At 75.5% G+C, this 16,899-nt stretch carries 4 protein-coding genes; all 4 read right to left on the bottom strand.

Annotated elements, in window-relative coordinates; all coding sequences use genetic code 11:
* Positions 1-89: 89 nt before the first annotated feature.
* Entirely contained in the window at positions 90-2,858 is a 2,769-nt protein-coding gene (locus tag ACJ6WD_RS31050; protein WP_407616993.1) for a type I polyketide synthase, read from the bottom strand.
* 8 nt (positions 2,859-2,866) lie between these two features.
* Positions 2,867-4,000 carry an OzmP gene (locus ACJ6WD_RS31045; protein ID WP_037634315.1) on the bottom strand — a complete coding sequence of 378 codons (1,134 nt, stop codon included), beginning with the start codon at positions 3,998-4,000 and terminating at the stop codon, positions 2,867-2,869.
* A gap of 66 nt (positions 4,001-4,066) precedes the next feature.
* Positions 4,067-7,681, bottom strand: coding sequence for an amino acid adenylation domain-containing protein (locus ACJ6WD_RS31040; RefSeq protein WP_407616992.1), 3,615 nt, complete (start codon positions 7,679-7,681; stop codon positions 4,067-4,069).
* A partial coding sequence (locus ACJ6WD_RS31035; protein WP_407616991.1) for an SDR family NAD(P)-dependent oxidoreductase occupies positions 7,678-16,899 on the bottom strand: 9,222 nt, incomplete at its 5' end. The genes ACJ6WD_RS31035 and ACJ6WD_RS31040, both read right to left, overlap by 4 nt.

The raw sequence follows: 16,899 nt of genomic DNA, 5'->3' as shown, positions 1-16,899 counted from the left end.
CCGTGTACCGCCCGGTCTGCCCGGGCCGCCCGGTCCGGGCGGTCCTCGGGTACCGCATGTCCTTGCTGTGCCGGCCCCGCCGTCACACGTCAGCCCCGCCGTCTGACCCCGGCCGCGGCGCGGCGCGAGGTCCGCCGCGGCGCCGCGGCGCCCTCGGCGCCGTCACCCCCCGGCTCCCCGCCCTCGTGCCAGCTGCCGACGAGGTGGTCGGTGAAGGCGCGGATGGTGGGGTACTCGATGAACGAGGACGAGGGCACCGGCCGGCCCAGCTCGGTCCCGAGCCGCGCCGTGATGTCGATGAGGATCAGCGAGTCCACGTCCATGTCGAACAGGTTCCGGTCCAGGTCCGGCAGGTCGTCGGCGCGCCGGCCGAGCACCGTCGCCACCTGCGTGCGGACGTAGTCCTGGATGATCCGGCGCTGCTCCGCGGCGTCCGCGGCCTCGATGCGCGGCCGCAGCGTCGCACCCCCGGCCGGTGCGGCGGGCGCGGGTGCGGCGGGTGCCGGGGCGCCGGCCGACGGCGCGGGTGCGGCCGGCGGCTCGACCCAGTGCCGGGTGCGCTCGAAGGGGTAGGTGGGCAGCGGCACCCGGCGCGCCAGTTCCGCGGGGTACCTGGCCTGCCAGTCCACCGCGACACCGCGGGTCCAGACCTCCCCCAGGGCGTGCAGCAGCGCTTCGAGGGCGGTGGTGTCCGGGGCGCCGGCCGGTACCGCGTCGACGGCCAGCATCCCGGCCTCGGCCAGCAGCGCCTCCAGGGCCCGCGGGTCGGCCTCGGCGGCCGGCGGCTTGGCCCAGAAGGCGGGGTCGGCCGCCTCCTGCGGCTCCAACCAGCGCGCCTCCCCGCCGACGACCAACGGCAGCCCGGCGGGGGCGAGTCGGGCCGGCGGCACGGTCGGGGGCTCCCCCGCGTCGTGCGCCCGGGCCAGCTCCAGCGCGTCCGGCAGCGTCAGCACCCCGGCCAGCGCCCCGGCGACGGCCTGCCCCGGGCCCGAGCCGATCAGCGCGCCCCAGGTGACGCCCCAGCTCTCCCAGACGCGGGCCAGCGCGTACTGCAGGACGAAGTCGGCCACCCCGTCGCCGGTGGTCAGCAGCGCTTCGGGGCCGGTGACGGCGGGCAGTTCCAGTGCGGTGGCGCAGGCGTCGACGGCGGCGCGGAACTCCGGCAGGTCGCGGTAGAGCTCGACGGCGCCGGGGCCGGTGGCCGGTCCCGCGACGCCGCCGCCGAGCACCAGGGCGGCGGTGTCCCGGCCCTCCTCCGCCTCGTGGGTGGCGACCTGCTCGGGGTCGAGGATGGCCAGGGTGAGCGCGCCGTCGCCGGTGTCCCGGCAGACCGCCGCGCGGCGGTGCGGGTGCGCGGCCCGGCCGGCGGCCAGCGTGTGGGCGATCGCGCTCAGGTCGGCGTCGGGGGCGCTCCTGAGGTAGCGGGCGAGGTTGCCGGTGGCGCGGTCCAGGGCGGCGCCGGTACGGGCCGACAGCACCAGCAGTTCGGCGCCGCGCGGGCGGGCCGCCGGGGCCGGGGGCACCGGCTGCTCCAGGACGACGTGGGCGTTGGTCCCGCCGATGCCGAAGGAGCTCACGCCGGCGCGGCGCGGTCGCCCGCCGGTCTCCCACGCGGACAGTTCGGTGTGCACGGCGAACGGGCCGGCGGCGAAGTCGATGTCGGGGTTGGGGGCGCGGAAGTTGAGGCTGGGGACGAGGGTGCCCTCGCGCAGCATCAGCACGGTCTTGATCAGGCCCGCCATGCCGGCCGCGGTGTCGAGGTGGCCCACGTTGGTCTTGACCGAGCCCAGCGCGCAGCTGCCGGGTCCGCCGGCGTCCCCGAACGCCTCGGTGAGCGCGGCGACTTCGATGGGGTCGCCGAGCGGGGTGCCGGTGCCGTGCGCCTCGACGTAGCCGATGGTCTCGGGCGGGCAGTCGGCGACGTCCTGCGCCTCGGCGATCACCGCGGCCTGGCGGGTCACGCTGGGCGCGGTGTAGCCGGTCTTCGCCGAGCCGTCGTTGTTGACCGCGGAGCCCTTGATCACCGCGTGCACGGTGTCGCCGTCCGCGACGGCGTCGGCCAGCCGCTTGAGGACGACGACGCCCACCCCGGAGCCGATGACGGTGCCCGCGGCGTCGGCGTCGAAGGCCCGGCAGTGCCCGTCCGGGGAGAAGATCATGCCCTCTTGGTGGACGTACCCCCGGGTCTGCGGCACCCGCAGGTGGACGGCGCCGGCCAGGGCCATGTCGCACTCGCCGGCGAACAGGCTCAGGCAGGCGGTGTGCACCGCGACCAGGGAGGTGGAGCAGGCGGTGTTGATGTTGACGCTGGGGCCGCGCAGGTCGAGCTTGTAGGAGACGCGGGTGGCCAGGAAGTCCTTGTCGTTCGCCAGCATCAGCCGGTAGTGGCCGACGGAGGAGGCGGTGCGGTAGCGCTCGGCGAGGTTGTGCAGCAGGTAGGTGTTCATGCCCGCGCCGGCGAAGACGCCGATCTGCCCGTCGTAGCCGGACGGTTCGTACCCGGCGTCCTCCAGGGCCTGGTGGGCGCACTCCAGGAAGTGCCGGTGCTGCGGGTCGAGGATCTCCGCCTCGTCGCCGGGGACCTTGAAGTGACCGGCGTCGAAGGTCTCGACGTCCGGCAGCAGCTGCGCCGCCCGCACGTATCCGGGGTCGGCCAGTTCGTCCGGCCCGACGCCGGCCGCCAGCAGTTCCCCGTCGGTGAAGAAGGTCGTGGTCTCCCGACCGTCCTTGAGGTTCTGCCAGAACTCCGCCACCGACTCCGCGCCGGGAAAGCGGCAGGCCATGCCGACGACGGCCACGTCGGAGTCCCGGTACTCCCCGGTCTCCTGCGACCGGTCCTGCTCCCTCGCGTGCTCCATTGCCCCTCCTAGAGCTCGATGCCCATGTCGGCCGCCACGGTCCGCATGCCGAGGAAGCTCTGCGCGACGAACCGCGCCCCGTCCTCGGTGGCGTCCAGCTGCCGGAAGATGTCGATGAGTTCGCGCTCGTGCTCGGCGGTGTCCCCGCGGTGCTCGGCGATCTCCAGTACGACCCGCTTCATGCGCTCTTCGATGTCGGCGATGTTGGCGGCCCGCGGGAACTTGATGCTGAAGGTGGAGCGGTCGAAGTCCTTGTTCCGCGCCACCGACCTTTTGTGGCTGGAGGCGTTGAGCTTGTAGAACATGCAGTCCCAGTTCTTGAACGAGTAGTAGTTCAGGAGCGGGAACAACGTGCAGTGCGTCTCCAGCGGCGAGGAGTCGTAGAGCCCCTTGGCCTTGAGTTCGGCGACGATGCGGTCGGGGTCGTAGTCGTAGCGCATCGCGATGAACGGGAAGACGATCTTGGGGAGTTCGTCGTCCTCGGCGAAGAGGATCTGCTCGATCTCGCCGCGGAAGAGGTCGCTGGTGAAGCGCCGGCCGAAGGTCTGGTAGAAGTCCCGCACGATCTCGCGGACGTTGGACTCCATGGTGAGGATCTGCTGCGGGTCGGCGCACAGCGCGATGTAGGGGATGTTGTTCCGGACGGCGTGCAGGATGGCCCGGATGACGAAGAAGGTGCGGCAGGAGACGCACGGCAGCTTCTCGTCGAGGTACTTCCCCGGCTTCTTCGGCGCGGGCCGGTTGAAGACCTCCCGCATCATCGACTTGATGTTGTCGTCGTCGGAGTCGAGGACGAAGGTCGCGTCGATCTTCTGCTGTGCGAGCTTGATGTTCTCGGCGGCGTGCGCGCTCTCGAAGGGCACGTCGAAGGTGTAGGAGAGCACCCGCTTGCCGTATTCGTTGACGAACTTGTCCAGCATGTAGGTGCTGTCCTTGCCGCCGCTGTACATGAACAGGCAGTCGTAGTCGCCGTGCGGATTGGGTCCGGCGGCGGTGAACTCCTCGTAGACGCGGTTGGTGTAGGTGAAGTTCTCCAGCAGGTCGCTCGCGATGTCGAGCTTGCACAGGTTGCACACGCCCTCGTCGTCGAGGGTCACGCCGGGGTGCCCCTCCTTGAGGGCGCACATGGTGCACGAACGCATGGTTGACCTCCCCGTTCCGGATGCTCCGGTGATTGCCTGTATCGATGGATGCGCGTGCGGTGCGCGCTAGTTGGCGGACGGCTTGCGCGGGGTCCGCTCCGCGCGCCGCCGCCGCAGCTCCCCCAGGGGCGCGCGAGAGGACGGTGCGCGCCGCGCGGGGCGGGCGGCCGTCGCCACCGGGGCGGCCACGGCCGTCCGGGGGACGCGGTCCGGCCCGGGGGCCTGGCGTTCGACGTGCCGGGCCATCGAGCGGACCGTCGGGTACTTGAACATCTCCACCCGCGTCAGCGGCCCGTGGACGTCGGCCTTGAGCCGTGCCATGACCTGCATCAGCAGCAGTGAGTTGCCGCCGGTCTCGAAGAAGTTGTCCTCCACGCCGACCGCGTCGACGTTCAGCACCTCGCGCCAGATCCGGGCGATGGTCCGTTCGACGCCGCCGGCGGCGGGCGCGGCGGGCGTCCCGTCGGCGGGGCCCTGCGCCGGCCGCGGCAGCGCCTTGCGGTCGGTCTTGCCGTTGGCGGTGAGCGGGAGCCGGTCCAGTTCGACGAAGGCGGCCGGCACCATGTAGGCGGGCAGCGCCTGCCCCAGGTGGCGCCGGAGGTCCGCGGGGTCGATGCCGGGGCGGTGCGGCACGACGTAGCCGGTCAGGCGCCGGTCACCGGGGACGTCCTCCCGCACGATGACGGCCGCCCGGTCGACCGCGGGGTGGCCGAGCAGCGCGTCCTCGATCTCGCCGGGCTCGATGCGGTAGCCGTGCAGCTTGACCTGGTTGTCGACCCGGTCGAGGTACTCCAACGTCCCGTCGGGCCGGTGCCGTACGAGGTCGCCGGTGCGGTACAGCGCGCCCGCGGCCGGTTCGAGCGGGTCGGGCACGAACTTCTCGGCGGTCTGCTCCGGGCGGTCGAGGTAGCCCTCGGCCACGCCGTCCCCGCCGATGTACAGCTCGCCCGGGAAGCCGGGGGCGACCGGTTGCCGCCAGCGGTCCAGCACGTAGCAGCGGGTGTTGGCGATCGGGCGCCCGATGCCGATCCGCTCGGCGTCGTCCAGGCGGACGGCCGTGGACCAGATGGTGGTCTCGGTGGGCCCGTAGAGGTTCCACAGCTGTGCGCCGCGCGCCAGCAGGTCCCGGGCCAGGTCGCGGGGCAGCGCCTCGCCGCCGCACAGCACCCGCAGCGTCCGGCTGCCGGTCCACCCGGCCGCGATCAGCATCTTCCAGGTCGCCGGCGTCGCCTGCATCACGGTGGGCCGGCGCCGCTCCAACAACGCGCGCAGCGCGAAGCCGTCGCCGGCCGTCTCGGCCGGGGCGAGTTCCACGTGCCCGCCGCGGATCAGCGGCGCGTACAGCTCCAGGCCGGCGATGTCGAAGCAGACCGTGGTGACCGCGAGCAGGTGGTCGTCCTCGGTGATGCCGGGCGTAGTGGCCATGGCGCAGACGAAGTTGGTCAGCGCGCGGTGCCCGACCCTGACCCCCTTGGGGCGGCCCGTGGAGCCGGAGGTGTAGATGACGTAGGCGAGGCCGTCGTCGGGCTGGGGCCGGGCGGGTGCGGCGGGGTGGGCCGGTGCGCCCCGGTCGGGCCGGGCCCGGTCCAGCACCAGCACCTCGGCGTCGGTGGCCGGCAGCCCGTCGGCCAGTGCCGCTTCGCTGACGACCAGCGGCAGGCGGGTGTCGGCGAGCACGTGCGCGAGGCGCTCGCGCGGGTAGATCGGGTCCAGCGGGACGTACGCGGCGCCGGACTTCATGACGCCCAGCAAGGTGGCGACGAGGTCCGTCGAACGGTCCAGGTACACCCCGACGAGCGCGCCGGGCCCGATGCCGCGCGAGCGCAGCAGCGCCGCCAGTTCCTCGGCGCGGGCGTCCAGTTGGCGGTAGGTCAGGGTGGTGTGCCCGGCCGTGACGGCGGGCGCGTCCGGTCGCCGCCGGGCCTGCTCCTCGAAGAGGGCGTGGACGGGCCGGTCGCGGGGGTAGTCGGCGGCGGTGTCGTTCCAGTCGATCAGGGCGCGCCGGCGGTGGGCGTCGGAGCAGGTCGGCGTGCGGGTCAGGTCCGCGCCCGCGGGGCCGGCCGCGGCCCGCAGGAACGCGCCGGCGTGCTCGGCCAGCAAGGTGGCCGTCGCCTCGTCCAGCGCGCCGTCGGCGACCACCCATTCCATCCGGCCGGCGCCGCGCGGGACGCGGACCAGCAGCGCGGTGCCGGGGGCCGGGGCGGACGGGACCGCCGGGGCCGCCGCGTCATCGGTGAGCTCCACCGCGACGGGCAGGCCCAGCGCGGCCGGGCGGCGCCCGGCGAGCTGGGGGTAGCGGACCCAGACGTCCTGGCCGAAGGCACCGGCCCGGACGGCGTCCGTCACCCGCCGCGCCACCTCCTGGGCGAACGCGCCGATGCCGGTACCGGGCGTCAGCTCCGGCACCCGCAGCGGCACGCGCGGTGCGCGCAGCGCGTCGACGAACGGGTGCCCGGTGCCCCCGTCGGGGAGCCGCAGGTCCACGTCCCGGCCGGCGCCGTCGCCGATGCGGGCGAGGAAGGCCAGCAGACCGGCCAGCAGCCACTCGTCGCGGCGCAGTCCGGCGTCGGCGGCGGCCCGCGCCGCGCCGTCCGGCACCGCGACCGGGTACGTGCGGGGCGCGGCGCCGGGGGCGGGCGCCCCGGCCGCGTCCCGGCCGGGCAGTTCGACGGGCGCCAGTGCCGCCAGCCGGCGCACCCAGCGGCGTTCGTGGCGCAGGCCGGCGGCCTCGGCGCGGGTCGCGGCCTCGGCCAGCTCGGGGGTGGGGTCGGGCAGTCGGCGTCCGCGCAGGTCCCCGGCGGCGGGGTCCAGCGGAGCGCCGATGGCGGTGGTCAGCCCGGTCAGCCGCACGTCCTGGGTGCCGGTGGCCACCACGAGGCCGTCCCGGTCGGCCGCCAGCACCGTGCCGGCGGGCGCGCCGGAGCGCTCCGGCAGGACTTCCAGGCCGCCCACGAGCGCGGGCCGGCCGTGGAGGTCGAGTTTGGCGGTGCCGAAGCGGTTGTCGGCGTGCGCGCCGAACTCCGCGGCGCGCACGGTGGCGGACAGCTCCGCCGCCGGCCGCGTCCAGGACAGGAGGCCGGCGCCGTGCGGGCGGTCGTGGCGGCCGTGGTAGCTGCGCCCGGACAGGTCCTGCGGGCGGCGCCGCGCCTCGCCCCGGGCCAGTGCGTCGGCGAGTTCGGCGAAGGACTGCACGCCGGCGTCGAAGCACTTGACGTTCAGGGTGTGGCTGGTGTCGTCCGCGGCGACCTCGACCTCGCGCTGGGCGAGGACGTCGCCGGCGTCGGCCTCTTCGGTCATGACGTGCCAGGTGACGCCGTGGCGCTGGGCGCCCTGGAGGATCGCCCAGGTGGTGGCGTACACGCCGGCGTGCTCCGGCAGCAGCGCGTCGTGGAAGTTGACGGCCAGGCCGCGCGGCAGATCCAGCACCTCGGCGGGCAGCATGCGCAGGTTGGCGATGCTGAAGAGGTGGTCGAAGGGGCGCGCGGACAGGAAGTCCGTGAGGTCCGGGCCTAAGTCGCGGGTGGGCAGGCCCTGTTGGGCGGCCCACTGCCGGACGTCCGGGTTGGGCGAGACCACCCCGAGCACCGTGTGGCCGCGTTCGAGCAGCAGCTCGGCGCAGGACACCAGCAGCGTGTTCTCACCGATCAGATGGCAACTGAACGCATTCGACGTACCGCTCACTTCGCGCTTCCCCCGTTGTTCTCGCCGCCGAGCACGGAGAGCAGCTCGCCCAGCAGCTGGTCCACCTGCTCGTCGGACAGGTCCTCGACGACGCCGGCCAGTTGTGCCCCGTCGGCCCCGTGGGAGACGGGCGTCTCCCGGACCGTGGGACGCGGGGCCGGCGCACCGGTCCCGGCCGGTGCCGTCGCTGCCGCCGGCACCGCCGCGGTCGCTGGCGTCGCCGACCCAGACATTGGTGCCGTTGGTGCCGTGTGTGCCGTTGGTGCCGTCGCCTCCGCCGGCCGGTGCGGTCCGGACGCGGCGGGGGCGGCCCCCGCCAGCCGGGCCAGGGTCTGCGGGTGCTGCTCGCGGAAGTAGTCCGCGAGTCGTCCGATGGTCGTGTGCTCGAAGAGCAGGGGGGCCGGCAGCCGCCCGAAGTCGGCCTCCAGCGCCTGCTTGAGTTCGGGCACCACGAGCGAGTCGATGCCGTAGTCCTCGAACGGCGCCTCGGGGTCGAGTTGCGCCTCGGTCATCTCCAGCACGCGGGCGAACACGGCCTTCACCTGTCCCAGCGCGACCGCCGCCAGGTCCACCGGCGCCGGCTCCCCGGACACCGCGTCGGGCGACGCCTCGGGTGCCGCCGGTTGCGCCGGCCCGGCGGCCGTCCGCTCCGTGCGGGCCGCCTCGGCCGCCCCCGGCACCAGGACGGTGCCGTCGCTCTCGGCCGCGATCAGGCTCTGCTGGACCGGCCCCTCGGCGGTCGGCGGCAGTTCGTGCACGGTCGTGCCGTCGAACCCGCAGACCGCCAGCACGTCGCGCCACTTGGCGACGGTGAGCAACGGCGAGCCGGGGATCCGCAGGTCGGTGTCGCGGTACCGCCACCAGCCGCTGGTCAGGCCGAAGATCAACGGCAGGAAGTCGGCGAAGCCGGTCCCCTCGTTGGCCAGCACCACGCCGCCGGCGCGCAGCAACCGCTTGACGCCGAGCATGGTGTGCTCGATGGACGGGGTGACGTGGAAGACGTTGGTGCCCAGCACGACGTCGTAACTGTCCGGGGCGATGCCCTGGGCGACCGGGTCCGCGTCCACGTCGAAGACCGTGAACTCCGCGAACGGGTGGTCGGCCGCGAACTTCTTCCGGCCGTGCCGCACGAACGCACTGGTGATGTCGGTGTAGGTGAAGGTGACGTGCTCGGCGTACGGGGCCAGCGCCGCCAGGACGGGCCCGCTGGTGCTGCCCGTGCCCGAGCCGACCTCCAGGATCCGCAGGCGGGCCGTCGGGTCCGCCGCCAGCCGCTCGCGCACGATGTCCGCGACCGAGCGGGCCACCAGGGCGTTGTAGCTGTCGCTGAGCGCGCTGCCCCGGTAGATGCCGACCACCAGGTCCATGGAGCCACCGGGGAACAGCACGTCCATGTGGCTCTGCTCGCCGGTCACCACCTGCGGGAACGCCTCCAGGCAGCGGGCCAGGAGCGTCGCCACGGCCTCGATCTCCGGGTAGCGCGCGATGAGTTCGGCCGCGGCGGCGTGCGGGTCGCGGCCGGCCCGCAGCGTCTCGGGGTCGTCGACCAGGGAGGTGCTGACGAGGGCGTCGCCGTCGCGGTGCAGGTACCCCGCGGTGGTGAGCATGTCCAGTACGGAGGCGTACAGCCGGTGGTACTGGTCGGCGATCCGCAGCCGTGCGCGCAGTGCGTCGGCGGTGTGCCGCTCGCCCGCGGCCCGCAGCACGCCCATCCGCCGCAGCGCCCCGGCCAGCAGCCGCCGGGCGAGCCGCTCGGCCTCCCGGGAGGCCCGCTGGTAGGACTCGATCCGATGGATCTCCTCCGGTGCGAGCGCCACGACGGGACGCAACCGGTCGACGAGCGGCGGGAGGTGACGCGGACGGATGCGCACCTCGGCCGCACCGTCCACACCCATGGCCGCCAGGACGCGGTCGCCGGCCTGGAGGGCCAGCACCTGCTCCAGCGGGCTGTCCAGGAAGCGCTCCACGGTCCGCATGCCGTCCGCGGCACTGAGGGGCGTGACGCCCGACGCCACCAGCGGGCGCAGCACCTCCTCCCGCTCGGCGACCCCGGCGGCGTGCCAGAAGCCCCAGTTGACGACCTTGACGGGGAACGGTGCGGTGCGGGCCAGGTGCAGGGCCAGGGCGTCCGCGGCACAGCACGCGGCGGCGTACCCGCCCTGTCCGGCGGCGCCCTGGAAGGCGGCCCCGGAGGAGTAGAAGAGCAGGAAGTCCAGCGGCTCCCGCTCGACCGCCGCCCAGGTGCCGCGCACGGTGGCCTCCTTGGAGTCCAGGGCGGCGTGCAGGCCGGGCGCGTCCAGGGCGGTCACCGGGGCGGTGGCGAAGTCCATGACCGAGTGGATGACCCCGTGCAGTGCGCCGAAGCGCTCCTTGGCCCGGTCCACGGCGGCGCGCACCGCCGCGGGGTCCGCGGCGTCGGCCGCCACGTACAGCACCTCGGCGCCGGCCGCCTCCAGTTGCGCGAGGCGTTCGCGACGCGCCGGGTCGACTGCGGCGCGGCCCAGCACCAGCAGCCGGGCCCGGTAGGTGCGGGCCAGGTGCAGGCAGGTGTCGAAGCCGATGACGCCCAGGCCGCCGATGACGGCGTAGACCCCGCGCTCGCGCAGCGGGGGCCGCGCCGGTTCGGGCAGCCGCACCCGCTCCAGGGTGCGCAGGTAGCGCACGCCGTCGCGCAGCAGCACCGGCTGGACGCGCGCGGGGAACGGTTCGGCGGCGACGGCACGGGCGGCCTGCGCGGCCTCCTCGGCCCGTACGTCGACGCAGGCGATCCGCGCGCCCGGGTGCTCCTTGGCCAGCGCCGAGCACAGGCCGAGGAGGGCGGCTCCCGCCGGGCGGGACGGCTCGTCGGGCCGCAGCGGGTGGACGTCGGTGGTGACGACCTTCAGGGCGGGCGGTCGGGCGTCGCCGTCCCGGTACAGCGCGGTGGCGAGCCGCACCAGTGCGAGCACGCCCTGCGCGCGGGCGGCGTGACCGGCGTCGTCCCCGGCCGGCGACCCGGCCAGGAAGTAGACGAGTTCGGGGTCCGCGCCGCTGCCGCAGGCGCGCGCCAGCTCGGCCTCCGACGGGCCGTCCGGACCGAACAGGAGGGTGTCCACCCGGGCGTCGGCGTGCACGGCGGCCAGCGCGGTCGCCGTGGCGTCCGCGGCCCGGGGCGCGACCACCAGGACCCGCCGGGCGTCGGCCGGCCCGTCCTGCGGGTGCGGTCGGGAGACCCAGCGCGGCCGGTGGGCCAGCTTGGGGTGCGGGTCCTTCTGTTCGCGCACCGACAGCCCGGAGAAGAGCACGCAGACCCGGCCGTCGTCGTCCAACAGGGCCACGTCGTAGCGGTTCTCGCCCAGCGGCGTGATGTGCGCGTAGCCGGTCAGCGGCACGGGCCGGTGGCTGCGCACCCGGTCGACGGCGAAGGGCAGCAGCGGCAGGTCCTCGGAGCCCCGGGAGGCGAAGTGCAGGGCGGCGACGGTGTGCAGGGCCGCGTCGACCACGGCCGGGTGCAGGGCGCGGCGTTCGGCGCCCGGCACGAACCGTTCGGGCAGCCGCAGTCGTGCCAGCGCCTGCGCACCGTCGGTGCGGACCCACTCGACCAGTCGGAAGAACGGCCCGTAGCAGACCCGCAGCCGGTCCATGCCGGCGTAGAACTCGGCGCCGGTCAGCTCGGTGGGGCAGGCGTCCGCGACGTCGCGGACGGCGACCGGCGCGGGCGCGGGGGCCCGGTCGGCCGGCACCAGCACGCCGCGGGCGTGCACCGGGGCGGCGCCACCGGCGGCGCGGTGCGCGCCGCGCACCTCGAAGCGCCGGGCGCCGTCCGCCTCCTGGAGCGCGACGACCAGTTCTTCGGGCGCGCCGGCCACGACCACGGGGGTGAGCCAGTACACGTCGTCGATCACCCGGTCGCCGTCGCGGGCGCCGACGGCGTCCAGGACGAGGTCGAGGTAGCCGGCGCCGGGCAGGATCGTCCGGCCGCTGACGACGTGGTCGGCGACCAGCGGGTCGGCGGGGCGCAGGGTCAGCGGCAGTTCCCCGCCGCGCACCTCGGCGGCCGGGGTCGTGGCGGCCGGGGTGGCGGCCGTCGCGGTCACGGCGCTCGGGGCCGCCGGCCCGCCGGGCGGGGTTCGCGTCAGCCAGTGGCGTTCCGGGGCGAAGGGGTAGGTCGGCAGCGACACCGTGCGCGGCCGGTCGGTCCGCTCCAGGGCGAGCGCGTCCCAGTCCAGTTCGACGCCGGTAACCCACAGTCCGGCGAGCTTGTCGACCTGCCCGGCGCGGGCCAGGCCGCGGACGAAGTCGCCGCCACCGGCGCCGTGCGTGAACAGGTCGGCGAGCGCCGCGTGGTGGCCGGCGGTGCCGCGGGCGAGCCCGGTGACCGCTTCGCCGCGGGCGAAGGCCGCCAGCGTGGCCGCCGCCGCGGGCACGTCGGTGGCGGTGAACGCCAGCCGTTCGGCGAACGCCTCCCGGCCGGTCTGGAGCGTGTGCGCGACCTCGGCGAGCGTCGGCGCGTTCCCCCGGCGCTCGGCGCGCTCCAGGAACCCGGCCAGCTCGTCGGCGTACGCCCGCAGCCGCTCCTCGTCGCGGGCGGACAGCACGACCAGCTCCGCGGAGCCGGTGGTGGGCGTCTGCGCGCGGCGTTCGGGCACGAACTCCTCCAGGATGACGTGGGCGTTGGTGCCGCCGGCACCGAACGAGCTGACGCCCGCCCGGCGGGGCCGGCCCGCCTCCCTGGGCCACTCGGCCGCCTCCCGCTGCACGCGGAACGGCGACGCGGCGAAGTCGATGATCGGGTTGAGTTCCGCGGCGTGCAGCGAGGGGACCAGCTCGCCGTGGCGCAGCTGGAGCACTGCCTTGGTGACCCCGGCGATGCCGGCGGCGCCCTCCAGGTGCCCGATGACGGACTTGACCGATCCCAGCGCGCAGAACGCCCGGTCGGAGGTGTGCCGGGCGAACGCGTCCACCAGGCCGGTGTGCTCGATCGGGTCGCCGAGCGCGGTGCCGGTGCCGTGGGCCTCGATGCAGCCGATGTCGCGGGCGCTCAGCCCCGCCTTGGCCAGGGCCTCCTCCACCAGGGCCTGTTGGGCCTTGGGGTTCGGCACGGTGAAGCCGTTGGTGCGGCCGCCGTGGTTGACTGCGGTGGCCCGGATCACGGCGTGCACCTGGTCGCCGTCGGCGAGCGCCCGCGACAGCCGCTTGAGCACCACGGCGCCCACGCCCTCGCCGGGCACGTAGCCGTTGCCGCCGGCACCGAAGGAGCGGCAGCGCCCGTCGGTGGAGAGCATCTTCTTCCGGCTGAGGTGGACGTACTTCAGCGGGTGCGCCGAGACGTTCACGCCGCCCGCGAGGGCGTAGGCGCACTCGTCGCGGCGCAGGCTCTCGCAGGCCGCGTGGAGGGCGACCAGGGAGGCCGAGCAGGCGGTGTCGATCACGACGCTGGGGCCGCGGAAGTCACCGAAGTAGGAGACCTGGTTGGCGATGGACGCCCGGTTGGCCATGGCCACCACGTGGTTGCCCTTGAAGGACTCCTCCGCGCCGAGCATGGCGTAGTCGTCCCACATGACGCCGACGAACACGCCCACGTCGCGCCCCTCGTCGCCGTAGCGCGGGCGCGGCAGCGCGTCCAGGCGGTACCCGGCGTCCTCCAGGGCGGACCAGGCCGTCTGGAGGAACAGCCGCTCCTGCGGGTCCATCGACTTGGCCTGGCGCGGGGAGAGCGCGAAGAACAGCGAGTCGAAGGCGTCCACGTCGGACAGGAACCCGCCGTGCCGGCCGTAGCTCTTGCCCGGCGCGTCGGGGTCGGGGTCGTAGAGCGCGTCGGCGTCCCAGCGGTCCGCGGGGACCTCGGTCACGCAGTCCCGGCCCTGCCGGAGGTTGTCCCAGAACTCCTCCAGGTTGCGGGCCTGGGGGTAGCGCCCGCTCATGCCGATGATGGCGATCGGGTCGTCGTCCGGCGTGCGCGGCGACGGGGCGGGGGCGGCGGTCGTCGGCTGCGGGACCGGTACGGAGACGGAGACGGCGGCGGGGGCCGCCACCGCGGCCGGGGCCGTCGGCGCCGTCGGCGCGCCCTGGTCACCGACCAACCGCCGGACGTCGTCGAGGTGTTCGCGCACGAGGTACCCGGCCAGGTCCTGCACGGTGCGGTACTCGAAGAGCAGGGTGCCGCGCAGCCCGGTGAAGTCCCGGCCGAGCAGGCTGTTGACCTCCATGATCATGACGGAGTCGATGCCGTACTGGTCCAGCTGCGTGCGGCTGTCGATCTGCGCCGCGGACAGCTTCAGCACGCCCGACAGCGTCCGGCGCAGCCGGTCCACCACCGCCGGCAGGTACCGCTCGGCGTCGGTCGGCGCGGTGGCCGGGGGCGCCGGGTGGGCGGCGGGGGACATCAGCGGGGCGGCGGGGGCCGGTTCCGTGGACGCACCGGCCGCCGTGGCCACCGACGGCACCGCGGCGCCGCCGAGGGTGCGGGCGATCCGCTCCGGGTCGCCGAGGACCGGCACCAGCACGGGGGCGTCGAACTGCCAGGCCCGGTCGAAGGCGTCCAGCGCCTGCCGCGGAGTCATCCGCAGCATGCCGGTGGCCTCCTGGTAGGTGTCCAACTCGCCGTCCTGGACGAGGGCGTCCACGCCGCCCGCGTCCCACAGCGGCCAGTCCAGGGACAGCGTGCGTCCGGTGCGCTCACCGGACGCCACCCGGCCGTCCCGCACCGCCAGGTAGGCGTCCAGGAAGCGGTTGGCCGCCGCGTAGCTGCCCGCGCCGAAGTCGCCGCACAGCGCCGACACCGACGAGAAGGCGGCGAACACCCCGAGCCGGTCGGCGCGGGTCAGCACGTCGAGGTTGACCACGCCCTGCACCTTGGCCGCGAGCGCCCGCCGGAAGCCGGCGTCGTCCACCTCGGTCAGCGGAACCCGGTCGGCCACCCCGGCGAGGTGGAACACCCCGTCGAGCCCGCCGAAGCGTCCCCGGGCCTCGATCAGTGCGGCCCGCAGTTGCCCGGCGTCCGCCACGTCGGCGCGCACGCCCAGCACCTGGGCGCCCAGCTCCTCCAGTTCGGCGCGGACCGCCTCGGGCAGCGGGGACCGTCCCAGCAGGACCAGGCGGGCCCGGTAGCGCGCGGCGAGGTGCCGGGCGAGCAGGCGGCCCACGCCCCCGGCCCCACCGGTGATCAGGTAGGCGCCGCCCTCGACGAGCGGTGCCGCGCCGTCCGCCGGCGTCGCCGGGCGGGTCGCCCGCTCCACCGTGCGGACGCTGCGCCGCCCCGCCTCGTACCGGACCTCCGCGCCGCGGAGCACCCCGTCGGCGGTGAGTTCGGCGGCGAGCACCGCGGCCGGCAGGGCCCCGTCGCGCGCCGGGTCGTGGCGGACGGTGAACAGCTCGATCCCCGGCGCGTGGCGGGCCGTCGACAGTGCCAGCCCGGCGACGGCCTCGTGCTCCGGCACCCCGGCCGCGCCCCGGCCCGGGTGGCGGTACAGGCAGCGCACCCGCCCGTCGACGCCGGCGTCGGTGACCGCGCGCACCAGGTGGAGCACGGAGCCCAGGCCGCGCCCGAAGACCTCCTCGCGCCGCCGGTGCAGCGCGGCGAGGTCCCCCTCGACGACGTCCTGCGGCGCGCCGTCGGGGGCCTCGGTGCTCCACAGGTGCGCCACGTCCAGGCCGGCCCGGCTCGCGCCGGGGAGGTCGGCGGCGAGTTCCCGCAGGAGGCGGCGGTAGTGCTCCGGCTCGGCCGGGTCGAGGACGTACCGGTCCGCCGCGCGGCGCTCGAAGCCGGTGCCCGGCAGGACCTCCACGGCCTGCCGCCACCCGCCGGCCGCGGCCAGTTCCGCGGCCGTGCCGGCGCGGTCGGTCAGGACCAGCAGGGTCGCCCGGTCCGCGCGGCCCGCACGCGGGGCCGGCGCGTCGTGCCAGACCGGCCGGTAGAACAGTTCCTGCGCCGCGCGGCCCGCGGTGCGCACCGGCTGCGGCGCCGGTGCGCCGGCAGGGGTGTCGGGGGCATCGGCAGGGCTCTCGGCGGCGTCGGCAGCGGCGAACAGGCGGCCCACCAGGTCCTCCACCCGGGCCAGCACCCGGCCTTCGGGGTCGAGGACGGTGACGCGGTAGCGCCAGGTGTCGCGCCGCTCGCCGCGTCCCAGCACCTCGGCGTGCGCGTAGCAGACCGGGGGCAACTCGCCGTGGACGGTGAGCGCGCCGACGCCGAAGGGCACGGCCAGTTCTTCGGCCCGCGGCGCCCGCTCGCGGTCGATCCAGTGGCAGGCGCGCAGCGCCCCGTCGAGCAACTGCGGTGCCAGGGTGCAGCCGTGGCCCGCGCCGGCCGGCAGCGCCAGTTCGGCGAGCGCCTCGGTGCGCCCGATGCGGACGTCCTGGATGACCCGGAAGCTGTCGCCGTACGCGAAGCCCACGCCCGCGTAGTCGCGGTAGACCTCCGCGCCGGTGCGCCGCCCGGTGCAGCGCTCGCGCACCGCCGCCAGGTCGGTGCGGTCCGCCTGCTCGGCGGCGGGCGCCCCGTAGCGCGCCTGCCCGCGCAGGTGGGTGGTGCGGGCGCCGTCGGCCTCGCTGTAGACCTCGAAGGCGATCCGTTCGCCGTCCGCGGTGAACGCCGCGTACAGCTCGATCTCGGTGTGTCCGGCCGGCACCGTGACGGGTCGGCCCCACACGACGTCGGAGAGGCCGCGCAGCGGCCGGCGGCTGGCCCGTTCGGCGCCCGCCCGCACCAGTTCCAGCGCGGCGGCCGCGGCCAGTACCGGCTGCCCGGCGATCACGTGGTCGCGCAGCAGCGGGTCGGTGGCGCGGAGCGTCTTGCGGAACCGCTGCTCCTCGACGGTGGAGTCGTTGGCGTCCAGCAGGGGGTGCAGTGCGGGGGTGCCGCCCGGCAGGGTGCCGTCGGCGGTCGCGATCCAGTGCCGCTCGCGGGCGAACGGGTAGCCGGGCAGCGGGGTCCGCCGTCCGTCGGTCCACCGGCCCGCGACGTCGTCGGTGTCGCCGCGCGCCCATTGGGCGGCGGCCGTGTGCGGGTCGTCGGTCGGCTGCGGCGCTTCCGGCGCGCGGTCCGGCGCGACACTGCCGCGCAGCAGCCCTTCCGGATCGCCTCCGTTCGCGAACTCCCGCAGGACGCGGACGAGTTCGGCTCCGTCAGCGGTGACGAGGGCGAGCCGCTCGGTCATGGGCTCGCGTCCGGTGTGGAGCGTGTACGCGACGTCGGCCAGCGCCACCCGCTCACGCTCCAGGAACGCCCCGAGACGGCC

Origin of the sequence: Streptomyces sp. VTCC 41912 (genome assembly GCF_045799175.1) — a bacterium.
Lineage (GTDB): Bacteria > Actinomycetota > Actinomycetes > Streptomycetales > Streptomycetaceae > Streptomyces > Streptomyces albulus_C.
The sequence above is the reverse complement of the archived record's forward strand: the minus strand, read 5'-3'. Positions and strand labels throughout refer to the sequence as shown.